We start from the raw sequence: 10268 nt of genomic DNA, 5'->3' as shown, positions 1-10268 counted from the left end.
GATGTAGACGAACCGGCGCGTGCTGAGATCGCGGCGTTGCCAGCGGTCGTAGTCGTCCCACCAGTCAGCTTTAAGCCGAGAAATTGTCGTTGATGACAGCCCCGCTGCATTGGGGCCCAAAAGTGCGGCAAGTGCTTCGTGAAAGTCGCCAGTGGAAATGCCTTTGAGATAAAGCCAGGGCAGCAGTTCTTCGATGGATTTGGCTTTGCGCAAATAGGGCGGCAGGATTGTCGAGGTGAACCGGACTTTCTCAGCGGTGTCGCCCCGGTCTCGCACGCGCGGCACCTTGACCGGCACAGTACCGATCCCAGTCATCACCTGGCGTTCCGGCAAATGCCCGTGGCGGACAAGCCGAGCGCGACCATCCTCGATCCGGTCGCCGGAATAGGCCTCCAACAACACCGAAAGCTCTGCTTCAACTGCTTGCTGGATCAGGCTGCGCGCACCTGAACGCAGAAGGTCAGTCAACGGGTCAGCTGAAAATCCATGTGGATCGGGCAAGGTCGTGATGATAGTCTTCGTCATGTGGCATATCCTTTTCTCTGCAGAGAATTGCGGCGCGTGAACAACGCCATGATATGCCGCCCCTCAGGGGCCATCACCAACTTTCAGCTATATCTCGAACTTTCCGCCCTCGATGTTGATCGGTGATGCCACGATGCCCCCCTCGCGGTCAGTGGGGCAGCCGCAGCAAAATGGCGCTATGTCTGCCTGGGTTTAAGTATCCAGCGGTAGTCTCACGGTGTCGCCCTCAATCACGGGGAAGGAAATTTTGGTGAAACCGCAGTCGGTCAGAAAAGACACGATTCCCGTCACGGTTTTGAACTCACGAATGGAAATTTCACCTGCCATCCTGGAGCGCGCCGTGACCAACATTTGCGTAGTCCCATCGGAATGTTCTGCGTGCATCGTCCAAACTCCAAACCATGATGATGCTTTGCGCGTTGGCGATACGTTGCATGTAATGATGAGTTTCGAACCCGTCTCAAGGCGCTGTTTCAATGCGACCTCTGTTAATACATTGGGTGTTTCTGGCGGGTTCAACGGCAAGATTCAATCCACTCTCAATCGGTCAATAATGCTTTATTGTACCAACACCGATCCCTAAGACAAGCTACGAAGGGGGCTATCGGCCCCCGCGCCAGTGGCGCTCCCCCGAGGATTATTTCGGGGAAGATAAAGGTAGGTGTCCTATCCTTCTGCGTCGTCCGAAGTAAATTCGATTTCGATGGTGCTGAACGGCTCTATGCGGGTCAGACCATCGTTTCCGATTGACGCTTGGATAACATCAAGGGCTTTGCTTGCTTCGGTGTGAAAGTCTCTGCCATCACCCGATTGGGAAAGAACGTCGCGTAGATCAAGCGTGATGGTGAACACCATTTCGCCCATGTCGATCACAACAACTTCGTGATCCATGCTGCGTATCGACGGTTCCGACTTGGCGAGTATCGAGCATAGTTCAACCATAGCTTCGGGGTGCAACGTCAAGCCGGTCTGTTTTTGGGTTTCAAAAAACAGGGCAGCGATAAAGTTGTGAGAAACAAAGCGAGTGTCTTTCACGTCCCAATCGTTCATAAAATCGGCTGTGTAGCCCTCGTCAGCACCGACCAATGCCGCGTATCGGTCGCGGCATGCCTCACGCATAGCGCCTTCGGTTGGGTAGGATGTTGCGAGGGCCGCAAAAAGTGTCTCCGCTAATGTATGCGGATCAACGGTGTCATCGTCATGGCCGGACGCAAAACCGACAGGGATTTTGGCCTTGTTTGGTCCTTCGATGTATGGGGCACCTTCGCCAAATGAATCGCAATATCGTAGTGGTTCACCAGCGAAACGTTCTACAAGTTCCGAACCTCGACCAGCGCGAACAGCTCTGATCCAAATATGGCGTGTAACTTTGGACACTGACTTTGTTCGGAATCCAATCAAATAGTAGTTTTCGTCTGGGTCAAAATCCACTTGCCAAAAGTTACCTTCAACAGCTTTTGCAAGTTCATTCGCGAACAATGCTTCGTCCTGGATGGTGAAAAATTCTGTTGGCTTCTTTACTGGCTCAAAGCCCCAATACTCATACCAATGATAGTCGGGGTCATGATGCTCTGGCAGCGTATCCGCGCCGTAGACATGGATGGAAGCAAGGCGACCGATAATTGCACCAATGACTTGATCTTGCCAACCAAGGGAGGGCGGCAAGCCTTGCTCGGCAAGACCTTCAACTGTGAAGGTGCGCAGGTAGATTTCGTCGATCCCCTCGTCTTCATCTTCCGCTTGGCGCTCGTCGCAAAACTCGACAACCATATCATTTGAGAACCGTATATAATCATAAAGTTCTTCCAAAACCGGACCCGGCACTAGCAGTTTGCCGCTGTCCCATTTCTTGATCGTATCGAGCCGAGTGGAAAAAATGTTGGATGCATCCTTTTGGGAAAACCCAAGGTATTTGCGCATGTAAGCGAACCGATTATCCATAGCGATAATCCTCCATTTGTTGTTGAAACTGGACTTGAAACCAAAAGCCAGTGGACCAATCCTCCGGCTGTTTTGAAGCGTAGTTGTCTTCTGTGGACGGAGCAAGTGGTTCAAGGGCCATCTGCATTCGACCTTTAGGGCAAACAGGCTGGCCTAGCCTCGCGCGGTAGTCAGCAAGGGCGTAATTAACTCACCCAAAACTGAAACCGGACCTTCGTGCACAATGCAGCGAAACAGGAACAAGAGCCCGGAGTGTCAGATGCTGCGTAGCGGGCGAATGTCGGCTTCTCCCGTGGTGACCCCCAAAAGGTTCAAGACTAGTCGGGATGAAAGTCGCGTCGACTACACCCAGATTCTAGTATGACCGCAATCCAGTTGACCTTTGCCTGCAGGCCACCCCAGGATAAGATTGTGGGCAAGGAGGGCCTTTCATGCTGGTTGAATTGCCGAACGGATGTATCAATGTGGAAACGCGCGGAAGCGGCACGCCTGTCTTGGCATTGCACGGGGGCGGCCTTGATCATCGGCATATGCTGGACGCCCTCGAGCCGGTTTTTGAAGAGAGCACTGGTTGGAAGCGCGTCTACATCGACTTGCCCGGGCATGGATATTCCAAGGCAGATGCCAGCGTTCAATCTCAAGACGACGTATTGAACATGATAAGCGCGTTTATCGACCTTGTCTTCGACGGCCAGAAACTAGCAGTGATCGGCGAGTCGAGGGGCAGCTATCATGCCATGGGCTTGGCGCACGCACGTCCAGCTGATCTGCTGGGAATGATGTTGATCGTGGCAGATGGAATGCCGGGTTCTACCGTCGATTGGCGACCAACACATCAAACGCTTGTGCCCTTTTCCGAAGGGATACCGAAGCGCACCTCGCCAGAAGCGGCGGCGCGTTTCGGGCGATTGGTCGTCCAGAGCCCGGACATTCTTCAAAAGATCGAGAATATCAAACTACCGGCAGCGGCCCTTGCGGATGACGAATTGGCTACGCGGCTGAACCAGAACTTCAATTTCTCCTTTGATTTGCCCAACCCTGCATCTGCGTTCGAGAAACCAACTCTCATCGTGAACGGGCGACAAGATGCGATGGCAGGTTATCAGGATATGATGGACAGATTTGAACGGTATCCACGCGCGACCCTTGCAGTCCTGGATTGTGCTGGCCACAGTCTTGCTTGGGAACGCCCGGAGTTGTTCAGAGCCCTGACACTGGATTGGCTCCACCGGATGAGTGAAAGCGCGACGTGAGAGTTGCTGCCATGCAAAACTCATAAGTTTATGTCACCGGTAACACCATTGTTTCTGATCGTTAGAGTGTGGGAGTAGGTTTTTGTCAGCGAAGTGGGGTAAAGTTGACGTCCAAACAGTTTGAATCGTACCTTGATATCGTGACATGTGGCTAAATAGGGGAAATCCATGACTTTCCAATTGGTAGGCAGCGGCCCGCAGATATACGAAGAGGTCATGGTGCCGCTTTGGTTCGGCCGATGGGCTGAAGAACTTGTCGATCTGCTGTCGCCTCAGGCTTCTGAGAGCGTTCTGGATGTTGCCTGCGGAACTGGCGTAACGACGAGGCTTGCGAAGAAAAGGGTCGGCACCGGTGGACGCGTCGATGGTCTGGACATCAATGCACCAATGCTTGCGAAAGCAAAGGAACTGGCGGATGGGCTCGATGTCAACTGGATCGAAAGCGATGTCTGCGATAGCGGCCTGCCGCCAGAAACATACGACGTGATCATGTCACAGCACGGGTATCATTACTTCCCCGACAAACCCGGCGCGCTGAGAGAATTTTGGCGTCTTCTCGCCCCCGGAGGGCGTATGGCATTCTCAATTTGGGATGGGCACAGCCCTTACACAAATGCGATATGCGCTGCAGTTGAAAGCCACATCTCACCCGAGATCGCGAAAAAGCAGCGATCGCAAAGGGAAACGCCATCGGCGGACGATCTGAGAGAACAAGTCCGCAGTGCAGGCTTCAGCGACGTATCAATCCGTAGACAGGAATTGATGATTGAAGTTCCCCTTGCGTCGGAGTTCGTTCCTCTACATCTGGGATCGATGCCAATTGCAGGTGCGTTCATTGCGCTCTCGGAAGAAGCTCAAACTGCCTTGGTCGAGGATGTTGCTAATGCACTTAGCGGCTACGCAAAGGGTGCCAGGCTCGTCTATCCTGACGCCGTGCACGTAGCGATTGGGCACAAGTAGGTATGGTTTAGGGAAACACCGCTTTGTAACGCGTTCTTTCGCAGACCTTGCCGGTTGTTGATTCCTCAACCGACACGATTGGCCAAAACCCATACGTCTATGTCACCGGCGCAACCGACCATTTATGACTAAGGCTGGTCTCTCGACGCAGCGATAGGGGGACGCGCAGCGATTTCACCCTTTGTCCGCATCTTTCGATTTCGCGCACTGCACAGCGAATGGCGCCGTTTCCCAAACCGTCCACTCGTGACCAACGCCACGAACGGTCAGGAGAGCTCACTTTGCATGATGCTGCGATGTGGATGAAAGCCCGCAAGCAAGGATGGTTCTGATCCGCTATTCAATAGGCAACTCTGCCCGAGCAGTTGTACTGACTGAGGGAATTGCTTCTGATAGTCTCAGAATATGAGCAAAGCATACAAACCTGCACATCAGAAGATCTCGTTTGTCACAGCACACGACGGGGTCCGAATTGCAGTGGCAAAAATGGGTAAGGGCCCGACCATTCTTAAGGCTGGCAATTGGCTAAGCCATGCGACCCATGATGGAGAAAGCCCCATCTGGCGGCACTGGCTGCAAGAGCTTTCCCGGGACCACCAGTTCATCAGATATGATTTGCGCGGTTGTGGACTATCGGATCGTGACGTCGAAGACATTAGTTTTGATGCTTGGTTGTTCGATCTGGAAGCGGTGGCAGACGCCATTGACGGCCCAGTTACGCTTCTGGGCCTGTCACAGGGGTGTGCACTGTCGATAGCATTCGCCTTGCGGCATCCCAAAAAGGTGGAGCGGCTCATTCTGGTTGGATCCTATGCTCAGGGCATGCTGGCTCGTAGCGACACTCCAAATGCACGACTTGAGGCGGATACCCTCGCAAACTTGGTCCATCTTGGATGGGGCAAAGAGGTTCCGGCCTTCAATCAGGTGTTTACCCACCTCTTTGTTCCATCTGGTACGCCAGAACAGCATAGTTGGTGGCGACGCCTTGAAAGAGAGAGCGCATCGCCAAAAATCGCGCTCCGCACATTGGAGGTCCTGCATAAGATTGATGTCTTAGCTGATGCTGCAAAGCTCGATGTGCCTACCCTCATTTTTCATGCAAACGACGATGCACGCATTCCCTTTGATGAAGGCCGCAAGCTGGCCGCCGTCATTGCTGGCGCGCAGTTTGTTGCGCTTGATAGCGCAAACCATATCTTGCTTGAAACCGAACCTGCTTGGGAGGTTTTTCTCTCGACACTCCGTACTTTCTTGCCTGAGACAAAAACACATCGTCCAATCAACGCCACCTACCATCTGACCAATGCCGAAGAAGATGTTGTTGCACTGGTGGCCAAAGGAATGGGGAACCACGAAATTGCCAATGTTCTAGGGAAATCCGAAAAAACGGTGCGTAATCAGATCACTGTGGCACTTGATAAAGTCGGTGTGCGCAGCAGATCAGAATTGATCGTGAAGGTTCTTTCTGAAGGATAGGACTTTGGCCCCAAGGATTTGCGCATCAATGGCGCGCTACAGGGACATTCGCCTCATGCGGAATTTTTATCTGGGTGGTTGATTGCTCCCATCAATCACGGATGGGAACGGCACATGTACAGGGATATCGAATTTGTGTCGGAGGGCGCGACTTTACAAGGCAGGCATTACCGCTCAGCGGGGAGCGCAAGACCCACAATTGTCATGACACACGGCACCAGCGCCACGATTACGATGGCAATCGATTGCTATGCTGAAGCTATCTTTGAGGCTGGGTTTGATGTTCTCCTATATGATCACAGGAATTTCGGTCTAAGCGGTGGTGAACCAAGACAAGAGATAAACCCTTGGGTGCAGGCGCGCGGATACCGTGACGCCGTGGCGTTTGCGAGGGAGCACCTGCAGGCGGACCGTGTTGCTCTTTGGGGGGATAGCTATACTGGTGGTCTTGTACTGGTTGCAGGCGCTCTCATTGAAAATGTTTTGGCCATCGTGGCTCAAATACCGGTTTGCGGCGCAACATGGCCTGAGGGTCCGACAGATGGCCCGGCCTTTGATACCCTTCGCGACCTGTTTCACAACGCAGATTTGCGCGGTGAACCAGAGGATGTAGTTGGTCCTATGCCTGTTGTCTCGCTCGACCAGATTAACGCCCCTTCCTTGCTTGCGCCGCCACAAGCGTTTCGATGGTTTCTGGAGTATGGTGGTCGGCATGGCAGCGGTTGGGAAAACAAGGCGACGCGGGTTATCCCCAAGACGCCAGTTCCTTTTTCCCCGTTGGTGACGGCTCCTCACCTCAAAATGCCAGTCCTGATGATGAACGGGAAGAACGATGAAATGGTCCACTGCAACTCAGAGCTACAAGACGCGGTGTTCGATAGGATTGGGGGACCGAAAGAGAAAGTCATTATCGACGGCGGACACTTTGGTCTTTTGTGGGAGGATAGTCCGAACTTCTTGAAAGCCGTAAGCACGCAAATCGAATTTCTTAATCGGGTACTTTAGCGCATAATTCGAACAGCGGACCTTGGCGCAACCGCAGCGAATTCACACTAAGTCCGCACTGTGTCAGTTCATGCGCTATGCAGCGAAGGGCAGGTCTTCCCAAATCTGCGATGGTCATAAACTTGAGGAGGGGGCTGGCATTCGAGCTGCATATTGACCTAAATTTCCTGCATGGCTTCGAAGACTACATTGAATACAAAGAACCTTGCGGCGCTCGGCGCTGAGCGGTTGGCCGACCTTCTTCTTGATATCACCAAAGGTAATGCTGACGCAAAGCGGCAGCTGAGGCTGGAGCTGGCAAGCGAAGCCGGTTCCGGAGATGTCGCTCGGGAGATCCGCAAGCGGCTCAGTAGCATTGCAAGATCACGATCGTTTATTGACTGGCAGGGCCGCAATGCTTTCGCGGCTGACTTAGACATGCAGAGACGCGCCATCGTTTCTCAAGTTGGGCCGGTCGATCCAGCAGGGGCGTTTGATCTGATCTGGCGGTTCGTGGCTCTTGCGTGCGCGTTTCGCGTGATGGCGGGCACTGATTTCAGCTGATTGTGGGCACTGATTTCGCGGGAAGGCGGGCGCGGATTTCACGCGATCGCGGGCACTGATTTCACGTGATCATGGGCAGGACTGGTCGACGAACTGAAGATACTCCCCCTCCGTATCAACAGGAGGGATGGAATGCCGACAGGACGTTTGACCATGCGCCGGATACGGGACGTATTGCGATTGAAGTTTGCCCAAGGGCTGAGCGAGCGGTCGATTGCCGCGTCGCTCGGGCTTGGGAAGGGAAGTGTGGGCACCTATCTGCGGCGGGCTCGCGACGCGGGCCTGAGGTGGCCGCTTCCCGATGGGTTGGACGACGACAGCCTTGAACTGTTGCTGTTCCCGTCCTCGCCGAGCGTGCCGGATCCGGATCGCCCTGTTCCGGACTGGGCCGCGATGGACAAGGAGCTGCGCAAGCGCAGTGTCACCAGGATGCTGTTGTGGGAGGAATACCGGGCGCAGCATCCGGGCGGGTTCGGATACACGTGGTTCTGTACGCATTTCGACGCCTGGAAGGGGCGTGTCCGCCCAAGTATGCGGCAGACACATGCGGGCGGTGAGAAGGTGTTTGTCGATTACGCGGGCGACACGATCGACATTGTCGATCCAGAAACTGGCGAAGTGCATGCGGCGAAGCTGTTCGTCGCCACCATGGGGGCGTCCAGTTACACCTACGTCGAAGCTGTTGCCTCGGAAGGGCTGGAAGACTGGATCGGTGCCCATACCCGGATGTTCGCCTATCTGGGCGGCGTGCCCAAGGCGGTGGTCCCGGATAACCTCAAATCCGCTGTCATCAAACCCGACCGCTACGATCCCGGGTTGAACCGGACCTATGCCGAGATGGCAGAGCATTACAGCACCGCGATTCTGCCCGCGCGTGTGCGCAAGCCCAAAGACAAAGCCAAGGTCGAAGTGGCGGTGCAGGTGGCACAACGCTGGATCCTCGCGCGGTTGCGCAATCACAGGTTCTTCTCCCTCGCCGAACTGAACGCCGCGATCCGGCCTCTGCTGGACGATCTGAACACCCGGGTCATGCGCGATTACGGTGCAAGCCGCGCCGATCTGTTCGCCACGCTGGACCGCCCGAGCCTGCAACCGCTGCCCGCCGATCCCTATGTCTTTGCCAGATGGAAGCGAGCCCGTGTTGCACCCGACTACCATGTCGAGGTTGACCGGTGCTGGTATTCGGTACCCTTCAGCTTGATCCGGCAGGAGGTCGACGTCCGCGCAACCCATTCCACGGTCGAAGTTTTCCACCGTGGCAAACGCATCGCCAGCCATGTCCGCAACCCTGGGCGGCGCAGCCACGTCACGGTGCCCGATCACATGCCGTCATCGCACCGCCGCCATGCGGAATGGACCCCGGCGCGCGTTCTGGCCAGCGCTGAGAAGCTTGGGCCCTCGGTCGCCGCGTTTTGTCAGATCGTCATGGAAGACAGACCGCACCCCGAGCAGGGCTTCCGCACCTGCATGGGCGTGCTGTCGCTGGCCAAAAGCTATGAACCTGACCGCCTTGATGCCGCCTGTCGCCGGGGCGTCGCCATCAAGGCGCGGTCGGTATCCTCAATCCGGTCAATCCTGAAGAACGGGCTCGATCAGGCGTTCCTGGAACCAGACGCTGACGAGCTGCCGCTGCAGCACCCCAACATACGCGGCCAGAAGTATTACCACTGAAAAGGAGACATCCCATGCTGACACATCCCACATCCGACCGGCTGGAGGCCCTTGGCTTCACCGGCATGGCCAAGGCGCTCGACGAACAGCGTCGCGCCTCCGCCATGTTCGAAAGCCTCAGCTTCGAAGAGCGACTTGGATTGCTGGTCGATCGAGAGGCGGCAGAACGTGATGCCAAGAAGCTGGCCACGCGGCTGCGGTTTGCCGCGCTCCGCCATGCGGCTTGCGTGGAAGACATCGACATGCGCAGTCCGCGCGGCATCGACACATCCGTCATGGCGCACCTCATCGACAGCGGCTGGATCGACCGGCATGAAAATCTGCTCATTACCGGCCCGACCGGGCTTGGGAAAAGTTGGATCGCCTGCGCGCTTGGCCACAAGGCGTGCCGCGACGACCGCCGCGTGATGTATCACCGTGTGCCCCGGCTCTTTCAGGCGCTGGCCATCGCCAGGGGCGACGGGCGCCACGCCCGTGTCCTGAAATCCATCGAACGAACCGAGCTGCTGATCCTCGACGACTGGGGTCTATCGGTGCTGACCGCCACCGAACGCCGTGACCTCCTGGAAATCCTCGAGGACCGCCAGGGCCGCGGCTCCACCATCGTCACCAGCCAGTTGCCCGTCGATCAATGGCACGAGGCCATCGGCGACCCAACCCTTGCCGATGCTATTCTCGACCGGCTGGTTCACAACGCCCACCGCCTCGCCCTATCCGGAGAAAGCATGCGAAGAAAGATGAGCATCACAAAACCGCTTGACCCAACCGATCAGGCCTGACTCAATGCACCTAGTCGACCAGCCTGCCCACGACCGTGAAATGGCTGCCCACGATGGCCTGAAACGCGTGCCCGAGATCGCGTGAAATCACTGCCCAAGTTCCGCGAAATACGCA

The 10268-nt window shown here is 55.6% G+C and carries 10 protein-coding genes; 7 read left to right on the top strand and 3 right to left on the bottom strand.

Going from position 1 to position 10268, the window contains the following annotated elements; translation table 11 throughout:
- From E2L05_RS19455 to E2L05_RS21375, 3 genes are all read right to left on the bottom strand, one after another.
- Window positions 1-525 (bottom strand): transposase (locus E2L05_RS19455; protein WP_208016242.1); only part of this gene is annotated, 525 nt, incomplete at its 3' end.
- A gap of 666 nt (window positions 526-1191) precedes the next feature.
- Window positions 1192-2580, bottom strand: a complete 1389-nt coding sequence (locus E2L05_RS19445) for a hypothetical protein (protein ID WP_243722068.1) — start codon at window positions 2578-2580, stop codon at window positions 1192-1194.
- Between the two features lie 203 nt (window positions 2581-2783).
- The gene (locus tag E2L05_RS21375) at window positions 2784-2990 is read right to left on the bottom strand and encodes a DUF6647 family protein (protein ID WP_369817435.1); all 207 of its coding nucleotides are present in this window, start codon (window positions 2988-2990) and stop codon (window positions 2784-2786) included.
- On the opposite strand from E2L05_RS21375, the gene E2L05_RS19440 reads away from it, so the two are divergent.
- The 7 genes from E2L05_RS19440 (at window position 2898) to istB (ending at window position 10153) form a co-directional block, all read left to right on the top strand.
- Window positions 2898-3719, top strand: a complete 822-nt coding sequence (locus E2L05_RS19440; protein ID WP_133344597.1) for an alpha/beta fold hydrolase — start codon at window positions 2898-2900, stop codon at window positions 3717-3719. The two genes, E2L05_RS21375 and E2L05_RS19440, sit on opposite strands and share 93 nt — an antisense overlap.
- 168 nt (window positions 3720-3887) lie before the next feature.
- Window positions 3888-4679, top strand: a complete 792-nt coding sequence (locus E2L05_RS19435) for a class I SAM-dependent methyltransferase (protein WP_054540812.1) — start codon at window positions 3888-3890, stop codon at window positions 4677-4679.
- A gap of 405 nt (window positions 4680-5084) precedes the next feature.
- Window positions 5085-6155 (top strand): alpha/beta fold hydrolase, encoded by a 1071-nt coding sequence (locus E2L05_RS19430; protein WP_133344596.1) that lies wholly within the window; start codon window positions 5085-5087, stop codon window positions 6153-6155.
- Between the two features lie 114 nt (window positions 6156-6269).
- Window positions 6270-7160, top strand: coding sequence for an alpha/beta hydrolase (locus tag E2L05_RS19425; protein WP_157445682.1), 891 nt, complete (start codon window positions 6270-6272; stop codon window positions 7158-7160).
- Between the two features lie 171 nt (window positions 7161-7331).
- Window positions 7332-7703, top strand: coding sequence for a DUF6880 family protein (locus E2L05_RS19420; RefSeq protein WP_341776764.1), 372 nt, complete (start codon window positions 7332-7334; stop codon window positions 7701-7703).
- 132 nt (window positions 7704-7835) lie between these two features.
- Window positions 7836-9374 (top strand): IS21 family transposase, encoded by a 1539-nt coding sequence (istA, locus tag E2L05_RS19415; protein WP_133343487.1) that lies wholly within the window; start codon window positions 7836-7838, stop codon window positions 9372-9374.
- Window positions 9375-9388: 14 nt separating this feature from the next.
- Window positions 9389-10153, top strand: coding sequence for an IS21-like element helper ATPase IstB (istB, locus tag E2L05_RS19410; protein WP_133343488.1), 765 nt, complete (start codon window positions 9389-9391; stop codon window positions 10151-10153).
- The last annotated feature ends 115 nt before the right edge of the window (window positions 10154-10268 follow it).

Source organism: Meridianimarinicoccus aquatilis (genome assembly GCF_004358675.1).
Classification (GTDB): domain Bacteria; phylum Pseudomonadota; class Alphaproteobacteria; order Rhodobacterales; family Rhodobacteraceae; genus Meridianimarinicoccus; species Meridianimarinicoccus aquatilis.
This window is presented reverse-complemented; position numbering and strand designations above follow the sequence as displayed.